A 22,951-nucleotide genomic window follows, 5' to 3' on the forward strand; every position below is an offset into this window, starting at 1 on the left:
TCCCAGGTCAGAAGGCACCTGTCTTTCAAGATCCACTATGTGGACCCGCCCATAATGAAGGGCTGAGGCTAGCCGGCCGGGGAGCTGGCCGCACCAGATCCCCGGCCGGCGGCGTCGTCAGTAGCTGGGCAGCGCCGGGTCGATCTGCTTGACCCAGGAGAGCACGCCGCCTTGCAGGTGCACCGCGTCGGCGAAGCCGGCGGCCTTGACCGCGGCGAGCGCTTCGGCCGACCGTACGCCGGACTTGCAGTGCAGCACGATCTGCCGGCCCTGCGGCAGCTTCGCGAGGGCCTCGCCGGAGATGAACTCTCCCTTGGGGATCAGCGTCGATCCGGGGATCTTGACGATCTCGTACTCGGCCGGCTCCCGGACGTCGATGAGGAACACGTCCTTGCCGGCGTCCTGCCATTCCTTGAGCTCGCGGGCGGTGATGGTGGAGTCGACGACCGCCTCCTCGGCTTCGGTCGAGACGGCACCGCAGAAGTCGTCGTAATCGATCAGCTTGGTGATCGGCTCGCCGTTCGGGTCCTTGCGGATCTTGACGACCCGGTAGGTCATCTCCAGGGCGTCGTAGACCATCAACCGGCCGAGCAGCGGGTCACCGATGCCGGTGATCAGCTTGATCGCCTCGGTCACCATGATCGAGCCGATCGAGGCGCAGAGCACGCCGAGCACGCCACCCTCGGCGCATGACGGCACCATTCCGGGCGGCGGCGGCTCCGGGTAGAGGTCCCGGTAGTTCGGGCCGTGCTGGTCCCAGAAGATGCTGACCTGGCCGTCGAAGCGGTAGATCGACCCCCACACGTACGGCTTGCCGAGCAGCACGCAGGCGTCGTTGACCAGGTAGCGGGTGGCGAAGTTGTCGGTGCCGTCGAGGATCAGGTCGTACTGGCCGAAGATGTCGAAGACGTTGTCGTTGTCCAGCGACACGTCGTGGATCTGGATGTTGACGTACGGGTTGATCTCCCGGACCGACGAGGCGGCCGATTCGGCCTTGGACCGGCCGATGTCGGACTGGCCGTGGATGATCTGGCGCTGCAGGTTCGACTCGTCGACGGTGTCGAAGTCGACGATGCCGAGGGTGCCGACGCCGGCCGCGGCCAGGTACATCAGCGCGGGCGAGCCGAGACCACCGGCGCCCACGCAGAGCACTTTGGCATTCTTGAGGCGTTTCTGACCGTCGACGCCGACGTCCGGGATGATGAGATGCCGCGAGTAGCGGCGGATCTCGTCGACGGTCAGCTCGGCGGCGGGTTCGACGAGCGGGGGCAACGACACGGTGAACTCCCCGGGATCGGCAATGCTGGCTGCGCTATTGTTGCTCGCCGACCGCCCACTCGACCATGAGTAGCGACACCGCCCGCCATCCGGGATCCGGGAATAGTTGGCGCCGCGCGGATGACGGTCACGGATGACCGGTCACAGGATCGGCGGTCCGGTGTAGCGCTTGCCGTCCAGGAACGGCCAGCCGTTGGCTGTGCAGCCCTGCATCCCGTACGTCTGCTGCTGCATGACCGGCGCGGGCCGCCCCGGCCCCGGGCACAGTTCGTGGCCCATCCCGAGCTGGTGGCCGACCTCGTGGTTGATCGCGTAGGCACGGTACTCGGCGAGGGTGCCGTCGAAGTGTGGCACCGCTTCGAGCCACCGCGCCACGTTAATGATCACCTGGCCGGGCAGCCGGCACGAGGTGTACTTCTCGGTGGCGAGTCCACCGAGCGCGCACATCTGTTCCGAGGTGCCCGGGGTGGCCAGATAGATGGTGAACTCGGCGATGTCCTGCCGGGGCACCCGCTGCAGCCGCAACTGCCGGCCGGCCACCCAGCTCCGCTCGTCGCCGAGGGTCTTGTCGACGATCGCCGCGAACTCGTCGGCGCGTTGGCCGGTCCCGTCCTCCACCGCGATCCGGAAGCGGCGCAGCTCACCGGACCAGCCGAGCGTCGGCCCAGCGCCGGTGAGGTAGCCGAAGGTGCCGGGTCCGGTCTCGGGGTAGCTGGCCGGCGGGCCGACGGCCGGATCCGTCGCCGCATCGGCCGGTGGCTCGGCGGGTGACGGCTGCAGCAGCGGCGGCAACCCGGCGTCACCAGGTGCGTCGCCCTCGACACCTTCACCCTCGGCACCGGCGGTGCCGGTGTCGGGGTCGGGGTCGTGCACGGCGGCCGGGATTCGCCCGTCGGCGTCGGCGGCGGCGTGCAACAAGTAGGTGCCGGTCAAGGCTCCGGCGATCACCACCAACGCGAGTACGCCTGCCCGTCGCCGGCGGCGCAGTCTCTCTCGGCGGGCCGGCACCGGCACCAGCCCCGGCTCTGACACCGGCCTTGCGGCCGACGCCGACCGGGTCGATCCGTACCACTGCTTCTTGCGGTCGGTATCTGGCTGCGTCCCACGCACTGCGGCCCGCCCCTCATGGCGTCCCTCGCCATTCCGCGCCGGTCGGGTCGGTGCTTGGCAGGGGGCGGACCGGCGCGGATTCCTGGCCTGACGTGCACAGATTGTCACGACTTGCCCACTCCGCCGAACCGACGCGCGGAGATCGCCGGTTCAGGGGTTCAATCTGGCCAAATGCCCCGTATCCGACGACGGTCGGCGCTGGTGGCGGTGCCGGTTCGCCGGGTGGCGACGGTCACAGCGATGGACCCGCGTACCGCTCTCCGGCCAGGTACGGCCACGGGTTGGCCACACATCCGTTGAGGAACAGGGTCTGCTGCATCATCACCGGCGCCGGCTCGCCGGCACCCGGACACTGCTCGTGCCCGTGGCCGAGCTCGTGACCGACTTCATGGTTGAGCACGTACGCCCGGTAGACGTCCAGCGGCACGGCCGCCGCCACGAAGTGCTCGACCGACAGCCGCCAGCGGTCCAGGTTGATGATCACTCTGCCCTGCGCCCGGCACGAGGTGTACGGCCGGCCGTCGATCCGGATGTCGACGAACCCGGCCTGGCACATCTGGTACGCCGTATCCGCGGTGGCCAGGTAGACGGTGAAGTCGTGGCCGGCCTGGTCGGGGACCCGCTGCAGCCGCCACTGGCCGCCGGCGGTCCAACTGTCCGGGTCGGCCAGGGTCCGGTCGACGATCTCACCGAACGCCTCGACGTCCTCGCCCGCGCCGACCTCGACCGCGACCCGGTACCGACGCAACGTGCCGGAGCGGCCGGTGACCTCCCCCTGGGCGCTCGCGAAGGCGAACTCTCCGCTGCCGGTCGACGGCACCGCGCCCGCCAACTGCAACACCGGCGGCGCCGGGGTGGTCGGCGGTGGCGGTGCCGGGCTGCTCGGCGCCGGGACGCTGCCGCTGCCGCTGGGTGCCGCGGCCTCGCTGGGTGCCGCGGTCACCTGCCGGCCGACGCCCGCGAGCGCGGCCAACGCGTCACCGTCCAACCCGAACTGGGGCAGCGCGAACCCGATTGCCGCCAGCCCGAGTACCGCGACCAGCGACGCGGCCAACACCGGCCAGTGTCGCCGTTGCCGGCGCCGCCGTTGGCGTTGCTGCCGCCGTTGCCGCTGCCGCTGCCGCGACTGGACAGCCCGGCTGTGCCGGTGACGGGTCGGCCGGCTGTGCGCCGAGGCCCCGCCATCGCGCAGGTTCGGGTCGCTGGCAGGCATCGCCGACCACCTTGCCACAGGTGGCGCCGATCGCGCAGGCTCGGGCGCGCCGCCGGAGGCAGCCGCTCGGGCGGCGGTCAGGCGTCGGGTCAGGCCAACAGCGCGTCGAGGCGGCGATTCACCGCGGCCAGGGTGGCGCGCACCACAGCCTGCCGAGGGTCGCCGGCTACCACCGCCGAGCCGGCGAGTTGCTCCACCCAGCCGCCGCAGGCGAGCAGCACGACGGCGACCGCCACCTCGCAGCCACCCATCGGCACGACCGCCGCGTGCTCCACGAAACACCGGCCCCGGTCGAGTGTCCCGGACGGACCGGTGAGCAACTCCTCGATCGCCGAAGCGGCGGCCACCGCGCACAGCCGCAGCACGTAGCTGTCGACCGCCGGGCCGGTCGCCAGCCCGGACGTGGTCCGGGGTCCAGCGGTCAGATGCACCTCGACGGTGGCGTCCACCCCGAACGTGCTGACCTGCACATGGTTCAGCACGACGCGGGGGCCGGGCCGCCCGCCGGGGTTCAGCGGACGCGGCGGGCCGCTCTCCGGCCCGGTGCCACTGTCCGAATAGGGCAGGGCCGAAGCCGGCACCGCCGACGTTGGCACCGCCGCCACTCCGGCGTACCCCGGTTGGGGACGCTGTCCCAGCCGACGACGTCGCGGCACCTCCACCGGATCCGGCGCGGACCAGGACATGGCCGGGCCGTCCGGCCCGGACCGCAGATCCGCCGGCTGTGTCCCGGCCAACGGACCGCCCCGCATCGGCGCCGTCGGCATGCTCGGGCCGGGGAAGGCACCCGGCAGGTTCTGCGGTGCCGCCGCCAGCCCCATCCGCTCCTGCAGCAGCCGGGCGACCATCCGGCTCACCTCAGCCGGGTCGGCCCCCTCAGCCAGGTCGAGTCGCAGGCTGTGCGCGCCGGCATCGGTGGTACGCAGCGACGCGTCCCGTACGCCACCGACGCCACGCACCGCGGCCAGGATGGCTTTGACATCGAAGCCCTCCGGCCGCTCCTGTGGCTGCCCGGTGGAGTCGCCCCGGCGCAGATGTGAGGCGATGCGGGCAAGTTCTGGCGTCTCCGCCGAAGGTTCCACCGCAGGTGGTTGCGGCACAGTTGGCACATCCGGGTCGGCAGGGACCCGCTGCGGCAGCGTGTCGAGCGCTGCCGCAGCGATCGGGGTGGACAAATTGGCCGGGAAATCTGGAGGCGGCACCGTGGCACCGGGCGGGGGGCCGCCATCGGCCGTACCGCTCGGTCCGCGCGGCATGGTCCGCCGCCGTGGCTCCGGCCCGCTGGCCTGTTCGGGGCCTGGGCCGGGCAGGGATGTGTTCCAGGGTTGGCCCGGGTCGTACCTGTCCTGGTCGTAGCCGAGGTTGGCCGGTGCCGGCTGTTCCGGTCGCCACGGCGGTTCGTCGGGTGCCCCGCCCTGCTCGGGCGGGGACCAGCCGGGGCCGTCGTTGGCTTCGCGCCCCCACGCGCGGTCGCCACCGTCGCCCGGCCATTGCTGATCGCCGACGTCAGCCGGCCAGGAACGGTCACCGGCGTCGGACCAGCCCGGCGGCGGCGGGCCGGCATCGGACCAGCCAGGGGTCGGCGGGCCGGCATCGGACCAGCCAGGGGTCGGCGGGCCGGCATCGGACCAGCCAGGGGTCGGCGGGTCGGCATCGGACCAGCCAGGGGTCGGCGGGCCGGCATCGGACCAGCCCGGCGGCGGCTGGTCCGACCAGTCTCCGCTGGTCCGAGGCGCCCAGGAAGGCGGCTCGGTCGGCTCTGCCGCCTGCTCACCGTGCTCGGCGGGGTTGGCCGGCCAGCCCGATTCGGCGGAGACCCAACTCTCGGCGTACGGCCAGTCTGGCCCGCCGCCGCTGGCCGGCCCGCCGGAGGTCGGGGTCGTGCCGACCGGCGGTTCGCTGGCCGGTGTGCCACTGGTCGGGGTGGCGCTGACCGGTGCGGCGCTGACTGGTACGGCGTCGGCCGCGTCGGTGCTGGTCGAGGGTGGCTGCTGCCACTGGCCGGAGCCGCCTGACCGCGACCACTGCTCGGTCATCGGTCTGGGCCACTCCCCGGTGGCACCCGAGCCACGATGGCCGGGGTCCGCGACGAAGTGCGGTGGCGTACTCGGCCGGTCGCGGCCCGACGATGGTTCGCGGCCCGACGATCGCTCACGGCCTGCGGACGGGTCGTCGGCCGGCCGTGCCGCGGCGGCACTGGCCGGCGGGTTGGCGGGCCCCGACCGGCTCCCGCCGGTGGTCTGCTCCGGGCCGGCCCCGGAGAACCGGTCGTTGGGGTTGGCCGGCGCGGGCCGCTCCCCTGACGGTCGACCGGTCTGCGGTGTCTGGAAGCCGGGTGGGGTGGCGGGCCGGGCCGGGCGGGGCGCGGCCGGTGACACCGGCGTCTGCGACGTCGCCGAGGCGAGCGGAACCGCCCGCAGCGGCGTGGTCGGCACCGCTCTTGCGGTCTCCTGCCAGCGTGGCGGCGGGTTCACCGGGGCAACTGTCGGGCGGGAGTTGTCGAATGACGACCGGCGGGGCGGCTCGCCGCCGGTGGGCCGGTCGGGCTGCGGCCCGCGTTCCCGCTCCGCGCCGGCTTCGGTGCCGGTCCGGGAATCCCCACCGGGGCGGTCGTCGGATCGGGCCTGCCCGGTGAACGCACCGCCGGGTCGGTCACCGATCGACTCACCGGCCGGTGCCGGGCGCGGTGTGGGCACCATGGCCTGGTCGCGGGGGTTGCCCGGCTCCATCGGGTACGGGCTGGCGCTGATCGGCCGGCTCATCGGATCGGCGGCCAGCCGCCCGCTGTCGCCGGCCCGCCCGCTACCGCGGGCCGGGCCGCTGCGCGGGTTCCGGGGAAACTGCAGTACCTCGGCGTAACCGGACGGGGTCTGCGCCCAGCCCGGTCCGCTGACCGGGGCGTCGCGGGAGCTCCAGCCGTCGCTGGCGCGCGTCGGCGCGTCCGGCTCGACGCCCGACCCGTCCGACCACCTGGTCGGCGACCCCGTCCAGCTGCTCATTGCCTGGTCACGACGGCCTCGCGGATCCGCTCCGCCATCGTCTGATCCCGGTGCAGCCCCGCGGGGTTCACCTGATTCGTCCACCGTGCGCTCCTCGGTCGCCCCCGCTGAGGCTACCGTGTGCTGAGAGTGTCGATAAGTTGCAACGTCGGGCCAATTGACCGGCCAGCTGATATGCACTGATCGTTTCAGTTCATTCGTCGACCAGATGGCTCCACCCAACTCGGAGGTTCGACATGACCGCTGCGTCGAGCGGCGCACAGACGGCCGGCCGGCCGGCGAGGCTGCCGCGCTCCGCGCGCCGCAAGCAGCTGCTCGCCGCCGCGCAGGAAGTATTCGTAGCACAGGGTTACCACGCGGCGGCGATGGATGACATCGCTGAACGCGCCGGCGTCTCCAAGCCAGTGCTATATCAACACTTTCCGGGCAAGCTGGAGTTGTATCTGGCGCTTCTCGATACGCACTGCGACTCGATCATCGCGAAAGTCTCGTCGGCGATGGCGGCCACCACCGACAACAAGGAACGAGTCAGCGGCGCGGTGCAGGCGTACTTCGACTTCGTGGATGAGGAGAGCGGCGCCTTCCGGCTGGTCTTCGACTCCGACCTGCGCAACGAGCCGGCCGTACGGGCCCGGGTCGAACGGGTCGAACGGGAGTGCATCGCCGCTATCACCGACACCATCATCTCGGACACCGGAGTGAGCCGTTCCCGTGCCGAACTCCTCGCGTCCGGGCTGGTCGGTGCGGCGGAGACCGCCGCGCAGTTCTGGTTGGCCGGCGGCCGGCAGGTGCCCAAGAGCGAGGCCGAGTCGCTGCTGGCCGCGCTCTCCTGGCGCGGAATCGCCGGGTTCCCCCTCCAGGGCGAGGCGCCCTCCACCGCCCAGGGTGAGGCATCCTTCCCGCTACAGGGTGAGGCATCCTGACCGCAGCCCGCACTCATCGGCTAACCTTCGCGATGGCGTTGTTTTCGCCCACCTCAAGGAGGACCCGTGGAGGTCAAGATCGGCGTGCAGTACGCGCCGCGCGAGCTCGTTCTGGAAAGCACCCAGTCTCCGGCTGAGATCGAGCAGCTCGTGACCCAGGCCATCGCGAGCGAGGGGACTCTGTCACTCACCGACGAGCGCGGCCGCCGGGTCATCGTGCCGGTGAGCAAGGTCGCCTACGTCGAGATCGCCGAGGCCGCACCCCGATCGGTCGGCTTCACCGTCCGCTGACCGAGCGGCAGCACCGCGCTGGTCGACACCGATTCGACCAGCGTCCGGCCGGCGGTTCGTGGCCGACGACACCGCCGGTCCGTTGATCTTCGCCGTGCCCGGCGGTCCAGCCCGCCGGGCTGGACCTGGACCAACGACCACCCGGTGGCAGTGATTCAGCTCACAGTCGACCCTCCCGGTTCCGGGCATCGTCGCTGAGCATCTCCACCTCGGCGCGGACCTCGGCTACCATGTTCAACAAATGCTGCGGCCGTCGAGTCTGCTCGCACGGGGTTCGCGGCGCGCGTGCGGCCCGCGATCGTTCGATCGCGTGTGGCCAGCGCCGTCAGTTGACGCACCGCTGCATCCCGCGGACACCGCTCCGCCAGCGACAGCAGGTGCCGTCCCGGTGCCGAACACAGCAGGCGCCGTCCCGGCGCCGCACGAAGCAGGCGCCATCCCGGCGCCGCACGAAGCAGGCGCCATCCCGGCGCCGCACGAAGCAGGCGCCATCCCGGCGCCGCATCCGATACGCGCCCTCACGACTCAGGCGGGGCGCACATGAGAGGGCACCCCCGAAATCTGATGACTGACATCATTGAACCCGCTGGCGACGAGCCGGCCGAGCGTGCACCGGGCCGTCCGAGCAGCCCCACCTTCGCCGAGCTGGGCGCTCGGCCGGAGACCGTCGCGGCGCTCGCCGAGGTCGGCATCGTGCACGCCTTCGCCATCCAGGAGTACGCGCTGCCGATCGCGCTGCGCGGGACCGACCTCATCGGTCAGGCACCCACCGGCACCGGCAAGACCCTCGGCTTCGGCGTACCGCTGATCGACCGGGTCTTCGCCCCCGCCGAGGGCGCCGACGGCGTACCGCAGGCGCTGGTCGTCGTCCCTACCCGTGAGCTGGGCCTGCAGGTCGCCAAGGACCTGGCCGTCGCCGGCAAGACCCGGGGCGTACGGGTCCTGCCGATCTACGGCGGCGTCGCCTACGAGACGCAGATCGAGACGCTCAAGTCCGGCGTCGAGATCCTCGTCGGCACCCCGGGCCGGCTGATGGACCTGGCCAAGCAGAAGAAGCTGCGGCTGGACCGGATCCGCGCGCTGGTGCTCGACGAGGCCGACCGGATGCTCGACCTCGGCTTCCTCGACGACGTCGAACGCATCCTGGCGATGCTGCCCGAGGACCGGCAGACGATGCTCTTCTCGGCGACCATGCCGGATCCGATCGTCGCGCTGTCGCGGCGTTTCCTGCGCCAGCCGGTCACCATCCACGCCGGGCACGCGGTGGTCGCCGGGGTCCCGCCGTTGACCCGTCAGGTGGTCTACCGCACCCACCCGATGAACAAGATCGAAATCGTCGCCCGGATCATGCAGGCCGAGGAGCGCGGCCTGACGATGATCTTCACGCGGACGAAGCGAGCCGCCGACCGGGTCGCCGAGGACCTCGACTTCCGTGGCTTCGCGGTCGCCGCCGTGCACGGTGACCTCGGGCAGGGCGCCCGGGAGCGGGCCCTGCGCGCCTTCCGGGCCGGGAAGATCGACATCCTGGTGGCCACCGACGTCGCCGCCCGCGGACTGGACGTCTCCGGGGTCACCCACGTGATCAACTACGACTGCCCGGAAGACCAGGACACCTACACCCACCGGATCGGCCGCACCGGGCGGGCCGGTGCCTCCGGAGTCGCCGTCACCTTTGTCGACTGGGAGGACGTCACCCGCTGGCGGATCATCGACAAGACCCTCGGGCTGGAGATGCCGGAGCCGCCGGAGACGTACCACACCTCCGACCACCTCTACGCCGACCTGGGCATCTCCCGTGACATCACCGGCACGCTGCCGAGCGCCGACCGGACCCGCGTCGGGCTCTCCGCCGAAGTCGAAGAAGACCTCGGCGGACGCGCCCCGAGCAGCCGACGCCGCGACGGCGGCGGCCGATCCGACCGCGGACCACGCGATGGGGACAGCCGCTCCCGCTCACGCGCCCCCCGGGCCGGGTCCGGGTCCGGCACCCGATCCAGCGGCCCGACGGCCAGCGCACCGAGCACCGGCACGCCAAGCGCCAGCACGCCAGCGGCCGGCGAAGACACCTCGGCCACCAGTTCCCGCCGGCCGCGCCGCCGCCGTCGGGCCGGGCAGCCGGTCGGCGACGCGACCACCGGCACCTCCGCCGGCACCTCAGGTGCCTCGGCCGGCCAGGCCTCGACCACCGGCCGCACCGGCACCGACCACAGCGGCACCGGACCGCAGAGCAGCACCGCCGCGACCGGCGTACCCGCCGCCCGGCGGCGGCGGCGTCGTCGCAGCGGCGCCAGCGAGAGCAGCCACGGCGACGCCAGCGGCGGCGGCCGGGACAGCGGCAGCACCAGCGGCGACGGCTGACGGATCACGAGCCGGGGTCCCACCGGGGTCGGACTTCGTCCGCCCGGGTCGGACCCCGGATCATCACGACCATGCCGCAAACCCTCGTTGACGCCCTCGCCGACGTCCGGGCGCTGCTCCTCAGCCCGCACCTCACCCGGGCGGTCGCCGCCGGCCGCCGCCGCGGCACACCGCCTGCGGTGACCCGCGCCGAGCTGCGCCTGGTCGCCCTGCGCGCCGGCACCCACCTGCAGATCGTCACCAGCGACGGAACCCGGCCGACCACCCGCAATCTGCCGTTGGGGGCACCGGCCGAGGCCGCCGTCGACCAACTGCTCGCCGAACCGTTCGGCAACTGGCACGTCGAGACCGCCACCGGCACCATGCAGCTGCGGGTGACGAAGAAGGGCGCGGCGCAGGTGCACCGGCGTACCGAGCAACGGACCGTCGCCGAACCCGCCGGGCACGACCGCGCCAAGCAGTACCTGCTCGACCCCGACGACCCGCTGTTCGCGGCGATCGGTGCCAGCTCCGCCAAACGCCGGCAGGTCGACGCGTTCCTGCGGGCACTGGCCGCCACCCTGCCCGACCCGCTGCCCACCGGGCCGCTGCGCGTGGTCGACCTGGGCTGCGGAAACGCGTACCTGACCTTCGCCGCGTACCGCTATCTCGCCGATCGGGGTGCCGACCCGCTGGTCACCGGCGTCGACGTCCGCGACGACCAGCGACGGCGCAACACCGCGCTCGCCGCCGAACTCGGCTGCACCGAGCAGGTGACGTTCGTCGCCGGCACCATCGCGCAGGTGACCGTCGACCCCGCACCCGATCTGGTCCTCGCCCTGCACGCCTGCGACACCGCCACCGACGAGGCGTTGGCCCGGGCGGTCCTCTGGCAGGCCCGATGGGTGCTCGCCGCGCCCTGCTGCCACCACGACATCGCCGCCCAACTGCGCCAGCGGCCGGCCCCCGCGCCGTACGGGCCGCTGGTCGCCAGCGGCATCCTGCGCGAACGCTTCGCCGACGTGCTCACCGACACGCTTCGCGCGACGCTGCTGCGGGCCCACGACTACCGGGTCGACGTGGTCGAGTTCATCGACTCCCAGCACACCCCGCGCAACCTGCTGCTGCGGGCGCGGCGCGGCGGCGTTCCCGACCAGCGGGAACACCTTCGGGCGTACGCCGAACTCGTCGACCAGTGGGCGGTCACCCCACGGCTGCAGGCCCTGCTGACCGCCGACGACCAGCCGGCACCGGTCAACTGACCGTCACCGTGAACTCGGCGGTACGCACCACCCCGGCCACCTGAAAGTCCAGGAACAGCCGGTAGTCACCCGGTCCCGGCGCGGTCAGCCAGAACTTCACCGCCCCGTCGACCAGCTCCGGGTCCGGATGCACATGCAGGTAGCCGAGGTCACCGGCGCGCACCGCGACCAGGTGCCCGTACGCGCCGAGGTACGGCTCCAGCCGGGGTGCCGGGTCGTCGGCGCGGACCACCTCGAACAACAGCGGCGCGACCACCGCGCGCTGCGGCGCACCCCGCATCCGTACGGTAAACCCGTCCACCTCGGCGGTGTCGGTCGCCGCCGGCAGGGCGGTCGGGGTGTAGTCGCCGGCCACGACGAGGTCGACGCCGAGCGTCAACGCCAACGGCGTACCGCCGGGGTCGCGGAGGGTGAAGTCTGTGTAGAGCCGCCAGATCCCCGGATCGGCCAGCCGCAGCGGGATGCTCCAGGTACCGTCCGGCGACATCTGCGGATGCAGATGCTGGTAGCCGGTCAGATCCCGGCGGGCCACGATCAGGTGCATCGGCTTGTCGTGCACGACCTCGAACGAGGTCACCGGCCGCAGCTCGGCGTCGACCACCTGGAACCGCAGATCGACCTCGACGCCGGCCGGCAGTTCGGTGCGCCGCGGGACGAGCGTGTAGCCGCTGTCGCTGACCGCCAGCCCGGACACCTCGTCACCGCCGTCGGTGCCGCCGTGCAGATGCGGGCCGGTGCCGGCTGGGTGGGAGTGGTCGTCGGAGCTGGCTGCGGGCTGCGTACCGATGCCGGTCGGGGCGGTGACGGCCCGGCCCAGGGCGAACCCGCCGAGCAGCGCGAGCAGGACGACGCCGGTCCCGGTGGCGAGCCGCACCGTGGATGTCTCCGTCACCTGCCGGCCGCCTTTCCCGTCTCGTCGCCGGTGTCCGACCGACGGTAGCCCGTGGCGGATCAGCAGAAATCAGGCGGGGCGTCGGCCGTGGCTTTCGTAACGTTCCGTCGTTGTACCCCCTGTGACCGTTAATAGCTTGGCAGGCAGGGCAGCCGCCCTCGTCACCGCTGTAACCGCCACGTTGCTGCCGGCTCCGGCCCAGGCACAAGCCTCGATCGCCGAGTTGGACCGGCGGATCGACCAGGCGGCCCATCAGTTGGAGACGGTGGTCGAGCAGTACAACGAGATCCGGGTGGACCTGCTCCACAACCAGAAACGCGCCGGTGAACTCAGCGAGACGATCGAGGAACTCGATCGTCAACTCGCCATCCGCCACGACCAGGTGGGCCAGCTGGCCGCCAGCACCTACCGGGTCAACGGCAACCGGCCGGTCGTCACGCTGCTGTCCACGGCGTCGGCCGAGAACTTCGTCGACCAGCTGCTGCTCGCCGACGTACTCAACCGCGACAACGAGCGCACCATCGCCGGGTTGCAGGCGGCGCGCGGCCAGAGTGAATCGGCCCGCCACGCGGCCACCGCGCTGATCGAGCGCCAGCAGCTGCAGGAGCAGCAACTGGCAGCCAACCGGCAGCAGATCGAGAGCGACATCCGGCACCTGACCGAGTTGCGGGCCCGCCAGCGGGCGCTGCTCAACCGGGCCGGTGCGGCGGCCGCCAGCCGCAGCCCGACGAACACCCGGCTGCCCGAGGCGGCGACCGGGATCGCCGCGGCGGCGGTCTCGTTCGCCCACGGCCAGCTCGGCAAGCCGTACCGGTGGGGGTCGGCAGGTCCCTACTCGTACGACTGCTCCGGGTTGACCTCGGCGGCGTGGGCCAGGGCCGGGGTGCAGTTGCCGCACAACGCCCGTCGCCAGTTCGGTGCCGTCACCCGGGTCGGCAAGGACCAGCTACGCCCCGGTGACCTGGTGTTCTTCTACAGCAACATCCAGCACGTCGGGATCTACATCGGCGCCGGGCAGATGATCCACGCGCCCCGGCACGGCGAAGTGGTCCGCGTCGACCGGATCGACCACATGCCGATCCGTGGCTACGGCCGGCCAGGCTGAGCCGGTCGCCACCCGCCGTCACTCCTGTCTGAAGGCCCCGCCGGGCACGCCCGGCGGGGCCTTGACGCACGGCCGGTCGGTCAGCTCGTGACGGCCAGGGTGAACGGCAGCACCGCCGGGGCACCGGACTGCCGCAGCAGCCGGGCCACCAGGGTCAGCGTCCAGCCGGAGTCGACCAGGTCGTCGACGAGCAGCACCGGACCGGTCAGCCCGGACAACGCGGCGGCCAGCTCCGGCGGCGTACCGAAGGCGTCGTGCACGGCCCGGACCCGCTGCGCGCTGTTGCCCCGACCGACCACCGGCGGCGCCTGCGCCCAGGTCGGCTCGACGAAGCCGAGCAGCGGTAGCCGCCCCACCTCGGCGATCCGCCGGGCGGTGCTGGCGACCAGCTCCGGACGGGTCCGGGAGGCGATCCCGACCACCCCGACCGGGCGGGCCGGCCACGGCTGGGCACCCCGCGCCCAGTCGCGCAGCACGTCGATCACCGCACCGGCGACGTCGGCCGGCAACGCCGTGTCCGGCCGGCCCGGCCCGAGTAGATCCCGCAGCCGGGAACCCCAGCCCAGGTCGGACAGCCGGCCGACCGCCCGCCCCGGCGACGCCTGCTGATCCGGGCTGATCTTGCCGCGCAGCGGGACCCCGACGGCTTCCAGCCCGGTCGGCCAGAGCTTCTTCGGGGCGATCTCGACACCGGCCCGGCCAAGGAACGCTTCGGCGGCGCGCAACGCGTCCGGACTCACCTGCGCGGACAGCCACCCGCCGGCGCAGCGGTCACAGCGCCCGCAGGGTGCCGCCTGCGGATCGTCGAGGCAGCCGCGCAGGAACTCCATCCGGCAGCTCGGCCGCCCGGGCACCACCTCTGCCGGCGGTACGGCGTACTCGCGCATGATCTGCTGCTCGGCGGATCGGGCCTGGGCGACCCGTTCCAGTCGGGCGGCGTCGTAGTGCCACGGCTGCCCGGTGGCGACCCAGCCGCCACGCACCCGGCGGACCGCCCCGTCCACGTCGAGCACCTTGAGCATCAGCTCCAGCCGGGTCCGGCGCAGGTCGACGATCGGTTCGAGGGCCTGGGTGGACAGCGGCCGGCCGGCGTCGTCGAGGGCGGCGAGCACCGAACGCACCTGCTCCTCGCGGGGGAACGCCAGGGAGGCGAAGTACCGCCAGATCGCCTGGTCCTCCGGCCCCGGCAGCAGCACCACGTCGGCGAACCGGTCGCCGTCGAGCGCCCGGCCGGCCCGGCCCACCTGCTGGTAGTAGGCGATCGGCGACGGCGGCGAGCCGAGATGCACGACGAATCCGAGGTCGGGCTTGTCGAAACCCATGCCGAGTGCGGAGGTCGCCACCAGAGCTTTGATCTTGTTGTCGAGCAGGTCCTGTTCGGCGGCGCGGCGCTGCGCGTCGTCGGACTGGCCGCTGTACGCGGCGACGGCGTAGCCCCGTGAGCGCAGGAACTCCGCCGTCTCGGTCGCCGCCGCGACGGTCAGCGTGTAGACGATTCCGGAGCCGGGCAGCGTGTCCAGGTGGTCGGCGAGCCAGCCGAGCCGGTGTGCCGCACCGGGCAGGTCGAGAACGGCCAGGCGCAGCGACTGGCGGTCCAGCGGGCCGCGCAGCACCAGCGTGTCCGCGAGCGTCCCACCGGCGGTGCCGTCGAGTTGCTCGGCGACGTCGTCGGTGACCCGGGTGTTGGCGGTGGCCGTGGTGGCCAGCACCGGCGTTCCGGGCCGCAGCTCCCGCAGGAAGGTCCGGATCCGCCGGTAGTCCGGGCGGAAGTCGTGCCCCCAGTCCGACACGCAGTGCGCCTCGTCGATGACCAGCAGCCCGGTGGTGGCAGCCAGGCTGGGCAGCACGTTGTCCCGGAAGTCGGGGTTGTTGAGCCGCTCCGGGCTGACCAGCAGCACGTCGACGGTGCCGGCGCGGATCTCCGTGCTGATCGTGTCCCACTCGTCGAGGTTCGCGGAGTTGATCGTCCGGGCCCGGATGCCGGCCCGCTCGGCCGCCGCGACCTGGTTGCGCATCAGCGCCAGCAGCGGCGAGACGATCACCGTCGGCCCGGCCGGGGCGCCACCGGCAGGGTCTACCCCGGTGGTTCCGGAGCGCAGCAGGGCGGTGGCGATGAAGTAGACCGCCGACTTGCCCCACCCGGTGCGCTGTACGCAGAGCACCCGGCGCCGGTCGACGACCAGCGCCTCGATGGCCCGCCACTGGTCGTCGCGCAGGGTCGTGTGCGGCCCAGCGAGGCGGTGCAGCACCTCCTCGGCCCGGTGACGTGTCCCGACCCGGTCCGGCGCCGCGGTCATCGGCCGTACACCGATCCACCGTTGACCCCGATGATCTGCCCGGTGACGAAGCCGGCGGCGGGGCTGGCCAGGTACCGCACGGCGGCGGCGATGTCGTCCGGGGTGCCGGCCCGCCCGACGAGGGTGGCGTCGACCCGGCTCTGGTGCCCCTGCGGGGTCATCCGCCCGGTGAAGAACTCGGTGTCGGCGACGTAGCCGGGGCTGATCACGTTGGCGGTGATGCCCTCCGGCCCGAACCGCGCGGCGAGGTCGAACACCCAGCCGTGCAGCGCGGCCTTCGCGGCCGAGTACGGCCCGCCGCCGCCGCGTTGGGCGGCGATCGAACTCATCAGTATCACCCGGCCACCGGGGCGACGCAGCACCGGCCGCAGCGCTTCGGTCAGCAGTACGGCGGAAACGACGTTGACGTCGAACGTCGCCCGCCAGTTGGCGGCGGTGTCGGCGGTGGTGGCGTCCGCGGCGGCACGCACGTAGGCGCCAGCATTGTTGACCAGCACGTCCACCGGTTGATCGCCGACGGTGTCGCGTACCCGGTCGACCTCGACCGGGTCGGTGAGGTCGGCGGCGACCGACACGACCGCGTCCGGGCGCCCGCACCGTTCGCTGATCCGCCGGGCCGCCTCGGCGAGCACCTGCGCGCGGCGGCCGATGATCCATACCTGGTAGCCGTCGTCGGCCAGAGCCTGCGCGGCGGCGGCACCGATACCGGTGCCACCACCACTGATCACGGCGAGTCTGTGTGCCATCGGTTCGGACGGTAGCAAGGATCCGCGACTGCGGGGCAACCGCGTTCCAGCGGTAGGCCGCTGTGGCATGTTCAGACGGCAGCGGCGTACGCCTCGAACAGCATCCCGGTGGCGGTGGCCACCGGGGTCACGGCTGGGCGGCGCGGGCGGCCACGGCAGTGTCCGGGTGGTCGGCGAACAGGCCGTCCAGCCCGAGCCCGAAGAAGAACTCGTACTCGGCGGTGAGGTCGCCCCGGGCGGTCGGGTCGACGCCGATGCGGTGGTCGACCGGCAGGAACTGGTTCTCCGCCCGGAACGTCCAGGCGTGCACGACCAGCCGTACCCGGTGGGCGTCGCGGATCAACGTGGTCGGCGGGCGCAGTGATCCGCTGGCGTCGCGCGGCACGATCAGGTCCTTGTTGGGGCCGATGGCGTCGGCGTACCCGGCGATCCACTTCAGGCCGTCCGGGGTGGCCAGGTCGGCATAGGTGCGCGGGTCGCCGGCGACGGTGAAGTCGTACGGCCGGCCGCTGGCGTTCAGCAGCTGCACCAACCGTACGTCGGTCATCTCGTTGAGTTTGTGCAGGTTGGCGGTCTCGAACGACTGAATGAAGACCGCATCGGAGCGGTCGGTCAGGTTGTTGTGCCGCAGGGTGGCGACGAGCGGTTCCTCCAACGGCAGCCCGATCGACTGGAAGTAGCTGGGGTGCTTGATCTCCGGGTAGATGCCGATGGTGCGTCCCAGCCGCCGGCTCTCCGCGCCGGCCAGGTCGATGATCTCCTGCAGGGTCGGCACCGGGAACTGCCCGTCGAAGGCGGTGTTGGTCGGCCGCACCTGCGGCAGCCGTTCGACGGTCCGCAGGGTGCGCAGTTCGGCGAGGGTGAGGTCCTCGGTGAACCAGCCGGTGGCGGTGACTCCGTCGATGGTCTTGGTTGCCCGCCGGTCGGCGAACTCGGGGCGGGTGGCCACGTCGGTGGTGCCGGAGATCTCGTTCTCGTGCCGGGCTACCAGTACGCCGTCGGCGGTCGGCACCAGGTCGGGCTCGATGTAGTCGGCACCCTGGCGGATGGCCAGCCGGTACGCCTCCAGGGTGTGCTCGGGCCGGTATCCGCTGGCGCCACGGTGTGCGATGACCAGCGGGGTGCCAGCGAACAGCATGATCGACAGGGTACGCGACAACGTCGCCGCCGCCGAACGGCTGATACACCGGCGAATACCAATATGTCGGCTGCTTGCCGGTGGTATGACAGGTCTGATGCGCCGGCCGCTGCGAAACCCCGCCCGGATCGTGCCGCTCGCGTTCCTCGGGGCGATCGCCGTCGGCACCGTACTGATGATGCTGCCGGCCAGCCGGCAGGGACCCGACCCGGCGCCATTCGTCACCGCCCTGTTCACCGCGACCTCGGCGGTGTGCGTCACCGGGCTGGCCGTCACCGACACCTCGACCTACTGGACACCGTTCGGGCTGGTGTTGATCACGCTGCAAACCCAGATCGGCGGGTTCGGGATCATGTCGATCGCCACCCTGCTCGCTCTGCTCGTCTCCCGGCGGCTCGGGCTGCGCAGCCGCCTCACCACGCAGGCGGAGACGAACAGCCTCGGCCTGTCCGCCATCCGGCAGGTGCTGCTGCGCATCGCCGCGACGATGCTGGCCGTCGAGTCGACGGTCACCCTGCTGCTGGCCGCGCGGCTGTGGCTCGGCTACGACTATCCGCCGGGTCGGGCTCTCTGGTACGGACTGTTCCACGCCGTCCAGGCCTTCAACAACGGCGGCTTCGCCCTGTACCCCGACGGGCTGGTCCGGTTCGTCAGCGACTGGTGGATCTGTCTGCCGATGATCTGCGCGGTGGTGATCGGCGGGCTCGGCTTCCCGGCCCTGTTCGAGGTGGTCCGCCAACGCGGCGGACCACGCCGATGGTCCGTGCACACCCAGCTGACCATCTGGGGCACGCTCACGCTGATCACCCTCGGCTTCGGCGCCGTGTTGACCTTCGAATGGGCCAATCCCCGTACGCTCGGCGCACTGGACCTGCCCGGCAAGCTGCTGGCCGCGCTCTTCCAGGACGTGATGACCCGCTCCGGCGGTTTCAACACCGTCGACACGGGAGCGCTCAACCCGGAGACCACCGCGGTCTCCATCGGCATGATGTTCGTCGGCGGCGGCAGTGCCAGCACCGCCGGCGGGATCAAGGTGACCACGTTCTTCCTGCTCGCCTTCGTGATCTGGTCGGAGTTGCGCGGCGAGCCCGACGTGGTGATCGGTCGGCGGCGGATCGCGGCGGCGAGCCAACGTCAGGCACTCACCGTCGCGCTGATCGGGGTGGCCCTGGTCGGCGCCGGCACCCTGGCGCTGATCGGGCTCACCGACGATGTCGGTCCCGCGCAGGCGTTGTACGAGGTGACGTCGGCGTTCGGCACCACCGGGCTGTCCACCGGGATCACCGGCGAGTTGCCGGCGCTGGCACAGGTGCTGCTCACCGTACTGATGTTCATCGGTCGCATCGGCAGCGTCACGTTGGGATCGGCGATCGCGTTGAACACCAGACGCAGACGGTTCCACTACCCGGAGGAGCGACCCATCGTTGGCTGACCGCAACGGCAGCAGGTCGACCAGGACGGTCGTCGTCATCGGGCTCGGCCGGTTCGGCGGCCAGGTCGCCGAATCGATGCTGCGGCTCGGCTTCGAGGTGCTCGGTGTGGACGAGAACGACGCGGTGGTCCAGCAGTGGGCCGACCGCCTGACCTACGTCGTGCAGGCCGACTCGACCGACACCGAGGCGCTGCGCCAACTCGGAATGGGCGACTTCCCCCGGGTGGTCGTCGGCATCGGCTCGAACGTCGAGGCCAGTGTGCTGACGGTGCTCAGTCTCGCCGAGATCGGGGTCGCCGACGTGTGGGCCAAGGCCGTCTCCGGCAAACACGGCAAGATCCTGCGCTCGGTCGGTGCCAGCAACGTGATCTACCCGCAGGCGGCGATGGGTGACCGGGTGGCCCATCTGATCACCAGCAGGATGCTGGACTTCATCGAGTTCGACGACGGCTTCTCGATCGCGGAGACCCGGCTGCCGGCCGACGCGGTGGGGCGGCGCCTGGCCGAGGCCGGTATCCGGTCGCGGTACGGGGTGACCGTCATCGGGTTGAAGATGCCCGGGGAGCGGTTCAGCTACGCCGACGGCGAGACCGAGCTGCGCGACGGTGCCCTGCTGATCGTCTCCGGCACCACCGAGCAGGTGCAGCGGTTCGCCGCCGGGACCTGATCGGTCGGCGGCCGGTGGTCACGTACGGTTTCCGCCGGCTGCCCGGTCGGTCGCCGCCGCCAACGGTTGACCGCCGACCGTGGCCACGCTCACGTCGCAGTCGCGACCGTCGAGCTGGAACGCCAACGGCAGCCTGTTGACACCGTCGTGGCTGCCGGTGACGGTCAGCACCGTCGCGGCACCCGCGGCCAGCGTCACCGCGTCCGGTGCCGGGCGCAGCCGTACGTCGGGTCCCTGTTGTTCCCACTGCGCCGACTCCGCCATGGTCAGTCGCTGGCCGCCGGGGAAGGTGAACCGCAACGACCAGTCCGTCAGCTCCTTCGGGCCGGTGTTGGTGACGGTGGCCGCGGCGACGAACCGTCGACCGGTGTCGGCGTGCACGGCGTAGTCGACCTGGCAGGGCGCGCCGGGCTGGGCGGCCAGCCCGAACTGCGGCGGCGCGGCGACCGCCTGCCGGGCCCGGTCGGTGGCCGGGGTGGCACCGGCACCGGCCCAGACGAGGGCGCTGAGCAGCATCAGGCCGACGCCGATGGCCGTGGCCTCGGCCCGGCGCTGCACCCACGAGGTACGCAGTCGGCGCCGCCGCGGCGGGGCCGGTGCGGCCGCCGGGGTGACAGGCAGATCAAGCCCGGTGATCTCCAGCCCGCAGGTGACGTCGAAGACCCCGGAGCTCGGGGTGTCGGGCTGGAGACCTGGTTGGCCGGCGTCGGGGCCCAGCTGCATCGGCAACGCCATCATGGACGGAGACAGTCCGGCCGCCACCCCGACGGCGGCCGCCAACGTCTTGGCGACCTCCTCGCTGCTCGGCCGGTCGGCGGGTCGCTTGGCCAGACACCGCGCGGTCAGCTCGACCACCTCGGCGGGCAGTCCGGCGACCGGCGGCATCGGGTCAGGTACGGCGTGCAGGTGGGCGCGCAGCATCTGGGTGACGCTCGCGGCGTGCCAGGGCAGCCTGCCGGTCAGGCAGCGGTAGAGCAGCAGCCCGACCGCGTACACGTCGGTGGCCGGCGACACCTGTCCGCCGTTGAGACGTTCCGGTGCCAGATACGCCGGGGTACCGAGCAGGTTGCCGTCCGGATCGACGTCGTTGTCGCCGGTCAGCGCGGAGATGCCAAAGTCGACGACCTTGGCGCCGGTGCTGGTCAGCATCACGTTCGCCGGCGTCACGTCGCGGTGGACGACGCCGACGGCGTGTGCGGCGGCCAGCGCCGACGCGACCTCGGCGCAGGCGACCAGGGCGGCGCTCCAGGACAGGACGTGTTCCCGACGCAGCCGGTTGGCCAGTGACTCGCCGTCGACGAGTTCCATCACCACGTACGGCAGGGTGGCGGCGTCCTGGACGGCTTCGCCGTAGTCGTAGACGTTGGTGATGTGCGGGTGGCACAGTCGGGCGGCAGCCTGTGCCTCGACCCTGATCCTGTGCCGGAAGGCCTGGTCAGGGGCGTACTGCGGGGCGAGTACCTTGATCGCCACCTGCCGGTCGAGTACCTCGTCGAATCCGCGCCACACCACCGACGTCCCGCCGGCACCGAGCCGTTCGATCAGCCGGTACCGGTCGCCGAGCAGTTGCCCATGCTGCGTCGCCACCCCACCCATGACTCCGGAATTGCCCGATCTGGTCGCGGATACACCTGGCAGCAGAAAACGTCAGGCGTTCGGGTGGACGCCTCAGGGGGCGACCAGCAGCTGGTCGACCGGGGCGTAGTCGTCGGTGAGCGGCTCGGCATCGGCGATGAAAGCGGATAGATCATCCCCGGAGAGCAGGATGAAATCGGCCCCTGCCGTCGTCGTCAACCTTGCCTTGACCTCGTCGAGCGGCAGCGGACGCTCTGCGGCGAGGATCACGAAGTTGCTCCCGGTGGCCAGCGTCAACGCGCCCGGCCGGGTGACCAGCGCCACCTCGGGGAACTCGGCGGCGACCGTGGCCAGCTGCGCCTGAACGAACCGCAACGGCGGATAGTCGATCACGTTCTGCAGGTAGATGCCGTCCGGCCGGGTCACCCGGCGGATCTCCACGACCATCTCCCGGGTGGCCAGGTGCCACGGCACCACCAGGTGCCCGAACGCGTCCCCGATCACCAGGTCGACGCTGTCGGTGGGCAGGCCGGTGACGAGCACGCGGGCGTCCCCGACCACGGCCGAAAGGTCCGGCCCGAGCTGTACGTCGAGCTCCCGCACCCCCAGGTCGACCAGCCCACCGTCGATCTCGAACACCGTGCTGCTGGCGCCGGGCCGGGTGGCGCCCAGGTAGCGGGGCATGGTGAATCCGCCGCCGCCGATGTGCAGCGCCTCCAGCGGCTCGCCGGGCGGCTTGGCCACGTCGGCGGCCGCCCCGAGCCACTTGGTGTAGGCGAACTCCAGGTGGGTCGGGTCGCCGAGGTCCACGTACGAATGCCGGGCCGAGTTGAGCAGCAGCAGCCGGCCGCCGTCGCGGTCCGGATCGGCCTGCACGGTGGCGCAGTGGTACTCGGTCTCCACGTCGCAGGGGTTCGGCGCGATGACGGCGAGGCCGGCCGCGATCAGGCCGACCACGGCGACCGCCGCCCCCGTCCCGGCCGACAGCCGGCCACCGGCCGGTGCGTCACCCACCGGGTCGGGCGGCCGGGTGCGGTGCAGATGTACGCCGAGCACGATGCCGCAGAGGCCGAGCAGCACCGCCAGACCGACCAGGATCACGCTGCTGGGCAGGGTGGCGACCAGGAAGAATCCGGTGCCGAGGGTGGCGGTGATCGCGCCGAGCGTACCGATGCTGGACAGCTTGCCGACCACCTCGCCGGTCCGACGCAGGTCGCCGAGTTGCAGCTTGATCACCAGCGGGGTGACCGCCGACAGCAGCGCCGCCGGCAGCACCACGGCGACCATGGTCAGCAACAGGATGCCGACCACCGCACTACCGCGCAGCAGTTCACCGGCGTAGCGCACCAACGGCAGGGTGATCGCGGTGGTGATCGCGGCGAGGACGAGCGCGGCCGGCAGCAGCGGGCGCGGATCCCGCCGGTCGGCGATCCGGCCGCCGATCCAGGTGCCGTAGGCGATCGCCGCCAGGGCGACCCCGATCACCGCGCTGTTGGTCTGCAGGGTGACCCCGACGTACGGTCCGACCAGCCGCAGCGCGACGATCTCCAGCACGAGCACCGCGCCACTGGAGATGAAGACCAGCGCGGCGGCCAGGCCGGGGCGCAGTGGCGCGGTCGGCGCTTCGGTGAGATCCGGTGGTGGCGAGTCCATCGCTGTGATGGTACGCAGACTCCCCCGATGTGG

At 72.1% G+C, this 22,951-nt stretch carries 17 protein-coding genes; 7 read left to right on the forward strand and 10 right to left on the reverse strand.

The window, feature by feature from the left end:
- Positions 1-117 precede the first annotated feature (117 nt).
- The 4 genes from moeZ to ACFHVL_RS04165 all read right to left on the reverse strand — a co-directional run bounded on the left by moeZ (position 118) and on the right by ACFHVL_RS04165 (position 6,600).
- Entirely contained in the window at positions 118-1,278 is a 1,161-nt protein-coding gene (moeZ, locus tag ACFHVL_RS04150; protein ID WP_416625693.1) for an adenylyltransferase/sulfurtransferase MoeZ, read from the reverse strand.
- Between the two features lie 141 nt (positions 1,279-1,419).
- Positions 1,420-2,310 (reverse strand): DUF3152 domain-containing protein, encoded by an 891-nt coding sequence (locus ACFHVL_RS04155; protein ID WP_416625694.1) that lies wholly within the window; start codon positions 2,308-2,310, stop codon positions 1,420-1,422.
- 310 nt (positions 2,311-2,620) lie between these two features.
- Positions 2,621-3,601 carry a DUF3152 domain-containing protein gene (locus tag ACFHVL_RS04160; protein WP_416625696.1) on the reverse strand — a complete coding sequence of 327 codons (981 nt, stop codon included), beginning with the start codon at positions 3,599-3,601 and terminating at the stop codon, positions 2,621-2,623.
- A gap of 89 nt (positions 3,602-3,690) precedes the next feature.
- Positions 3,691-6,600: a hypothetical protein gene (locus ACFHVL_RS04165; RefSeq protein WP_416625698.1), complete on the reverse strand. Its 2,910-nt coding sequence runs from the start codon at positions 6,598-6,600 to the stop codon at positions 3,691-3,693.
- Between the two features lie 236 nt (positions 6,601-6,836).
- Between ACFHVL_RS04165 and ACFHVL_RS04170 the strand changes: the two genes are divergently transcribed.
- The 4 genes from ACFHVL_RS04170 (at position 6,837) to ACFHVL_RS04185 (ending at position 11,413) form a co-directional block, all read left to right on the forward strand.
- Positions 6,837-7,523, forward strand: a complete 687-nt coding sequence (locus ACFHVL_RS04170) for a TetR/AcrR family transcriptional regulator (protein ID WP_416625699.1) — start codon at positions 6,837-6,839, stop codon at positions 7,521-7,523.
- 66 nt (positions 7,524-7,589) lie between these two features.
- Positions 7,590-7,814 (forward strand): DUF3107 domain-containing protein, encoded by a 225-nt coding sequence (locus ACFHVL_RS04175; RefSeq protein ID WP_326551264.1) that lies wholly within the window; start codon positions 7,590-7,592, stop codon positions 7,812-7,814.
- Positions 7,815-8,378: 564 nt separating this feature from the next.
- Complete coding sequence (locus ACFHVL_RS04180) at positions 8,379-10,172, forward strand: DEAD/DEAH box helicase (protein ID WP_416625702.1); 1,794 nt, start codon at positions 8,379-8,381, stop codon at positions 10,170-10,172.
- Between the two features lie 71 nt (positions 10,173-10,243).
- A complete protein-coding gene (locus ACFHVL_RS04185) occupies positions 10,244-11,413 on the forward strand; it encodes a methyltransferase (RefSeq protein ID WP_416625704.1) in 1,170 nt (389 codons plus the stop codon).
- Here ACFHVL_RS04185 and ACFHVL_RS04190 read toward each other — a convergent pair.
- Entirely contained in the window at positions 11,406-12,305 is a 900-nt protein-coding gene (locus tag ACFHVL_RS04190; RefSeq protein WP_416625705.1) for a hypothetical protein, read from the reverse strand. The two genes, ACFHVL_RS04185 and ACFHVL_RS04190, sit on opposite strands and share 8 nt — an antisense overlap.
- A 136-nt stretch (positions 12,306-12,441) precedes the next feature.
- Here ACFHVL_RS04190 and ACFHVL_RS04195 point away from each other — a divergent pair, with 136 nt between their 5' ends.
- Complete coding sequence (locus ACFHVL_RS04195) at positions 12,442-13,410, forward strand: NlpC/P60 family protein (RefSeq protein WP_416625707.1); 969 nt, start codon at positions 12,442-12,444, stop codon at positions 13,408-13,410.
- An 80-nt stretch (positions 13,411-13,490) separates the two neighbouring features.
- Here the strand turns inward: ACFHVL_RS04195 and ACFHVL_RS04200 are convergent, their stop codons facing one another.
- The 3 genes from ACFHVL_RS04200 to ACFHVL_RS04210 form a co-directional block, all read right to left on the reverse strand.
- Positions 13,491-15,707 carry a DEAD/DEAH box helicase gene (locus ACFHVL_RS04200; RefSeq protein WP_416625709.1) on the reverse strand — a complete coding sequence of 739 codons (2,217 nt, stop codon included), beginning with the start codon at positions 15,705-15,707 and terminating at the stop codon, positions 13,491-13,493.
- A complete protein-coding gene (locus tag ACFHVL_RS04205; RefSeq protein ID WP_416625711.1) occupies positions 15,704-16,453 on the reverse strand; it encodes an SDR family NAD(P)-dependent oxidoreductase in 750 nt (249 codons plus the stop codon). The genes ACFHVL_RS04200 and ACFHVL_RS04205 overlap by 4 nt, the downstream gene beginning before the upstream one ends.
- A 127-nt stretch (positions 16,454-16,580) precedes the next feature.
- Entirely contained in the window at positions 16,581-17,591 is a 1,011-nt protein-coding gene (locus tag ACFHVL_RS04210) for a glycerophosphodiester phosphodiesterase (protein WP_416625713.1), read from the reverse strand.
- A 97-nt stretch (positions 17,592-17,688) separates the two neighbouring features.
- Between ACFHVL_RS04210 and ACFHVL_RS04215 the strand changes: the two genes are divergently transcribed.
- Positions 17,689-19,023: a TrkH family potassium uptake protein gene (locus ACFHVL_RS04215; protein WP_416625715.1), complete on the forward strand. Its 1,335-nt coding sequence runs from the start codon at positions 17,689-17,691 to the stop codon at positions 19,021-19,023.
- Positions 19,016-19,690 carry a potassium channel family protein gene (locus ACFHVL_RS04220; protein ID WP_416625716.1) on the forward strand — a complete coding sequence of 225 codons (675 nt, stop codon included), beginning with the start codon at positions 19,016-19,018 and terminating at the stop codon, positions 19,688-19,690. Before ACFHVL_RS04215 ends, ACFHVL_RS04220 begins: the two co-directional genes overlap by 8 nt.
- Before the next feature lie 18 nt (positions 19,691-19,708).
- On the opposite strand, the gene ACFHVL_RS04225 is transcribed toward ACFHVL_RS04220, so the two are convergent.
- Positions 19,709-21,286 carry a serine/threonine-protein kinase gene (locus ACFHVL_RS04225; RefSeq protein WP_416625718.1) on the reverse strand — a complete coding sequence of 526 codons (1,578 nt, stop codon included), beginning with the start codon at positions 21,284-21,286 and terminating at the stop codon, positions 19,709-19,711.
- 72 nt (positions 21,287-21,358) lie between these two features.
- Entirely contained in the window at positions 21,359-22,918 is a 1,560-nt protein-coding gene (locus tag ACFHVL_RS04230; RefSeq protein WP_416625720.1) for a fused MFS/spermidine synthase, read from the reverse strand.
- Between the last annotated feature and the right edge of the window lie 33 nt (positions 22,919-22,951).

Source organism: Micromonospora sp. LOL_023 (assembly GCF_048060115.1).
Taxonomy (GTDB): domain Bacteria; phylum Actinomycetota; class Actinomycetes; order Mycobacteriales; family Micromonosporaceae; genus Micromonospora_E.